At 26.0% G+C, this 599-nt stretch carries 1 protein-coding gene; it reads left to right on the top strand.

The features are described 5' to 3' along the window. Nucleotides 1-150: 150 nt before the first annotated feature. A partial coding sequence (locus tag NG904_RS16700; RefSeq protein WP_252232851.1) for a hypothetical protein occupies nucleotides 151-599 on the top strand: 449 nt, incomplete at its 3' end.

The following is a 599-nucleotide window of genomic DNA, read 5'->3' as shown; positions in this document are numbered from 1 at the left end:
ATTAAGACAAGCAGTAAATAATTTTATGTAAACATAAAGTTATTTACTGCTTTTTATATAAAAATTATATAATTTAAGAATATTTAAACCAAAATAAAGTATTGTAAAATTTTATCGATAAATTAAATAGAGAAAATAAGGGGGATAATTATGGAAGTAAATAATAAAGTGTATAGTGGATATATGAAGGATGTAAATCTTATTCAAAAGAAAAATGTTGAGAATAATACTCATAAAAACACTATAAAAAATGTTTATAATAATGCTGATAAATTAGAATTATCTAAAGATGTGAGAACGGCTGCTAGTAGAAGTAGGGCTATAATGGGACCTCAATTAGATAAGGGGACAGCTAGCAATACAACTGTTTATGTAGATAAATCAACATTTATGCAAATAACCAATTATTCAACAAACAATTCTGAATGCCAATGGGATGAACTTGGTATGGATGGGGAAAAAAGATGGGTTGTAATAAATGGTCAAAGATTTGAATGTCCGTTAAGTAAAGAAGAAAAAGAAGCTATTGAAAGAGCTTCAAAAACTATGCTTGATTATTTAATAGAAGCTGATGAAGATAAAAAAGAAAAAGAAGATAA

The organism is Clostridium sp. ZBS15 (assembly GCF_023845705.1).
Lineage (GTDB): Bacteria > Bacillota > Clostridia > Clostridiales > Clostridiaceae > Clostridium > Clostridium aquiflavi.
This window is presented reverse-complemented; position numbering and strand designations above follow the sequence as displayed.